Below are 236 nucleotides of genomic sequence, written 5' to 3'. Positions count from 1 at the left end.
CCACGAAGAATATGTACGAAGAAGAAAATGGTTGGATGAAAAAAGTTACGCAGATTTAGTAGCCTTATGTCAATTCCTCCCTGGTCCAGCAAGCAGTCAAGTGGGGATTGGCATAGGAGTCATACATAGTGGGGTATTAGGAGGCATTGTGTCTTTTCTCGGATTTACTCTTCCGTCTGTTATCGCACTTATTACGCTCGCATTGCTGATGAAAGGAATGAATATTGAAACAGCAG

1 protein-coding gene is annotated in these 236 nt (G+C 42.4%); it reads left to right on the top strand.

The window, feature by feature from the left end; genetic code table 11:
* On the top strand, positions 1-236 hold a 236-nt coding region (locus SB749_RS20880), incomplete at both ends, for a chromate transporter (protein WP_410712001.1).

Source organism: Brevibacterium sp. SIMBA_078, from assembly GCF_046534565.1.
In the GTDB taxonomy this organism is placed as follows: Bacteria; Actinomycetota; Actinomycetes; order Actinomycetales; family Brevibacteriaceae; genus Brevibacterium.
This window is presented reverse-complemented; position numbering and strand designations above follow the sequence as displayed.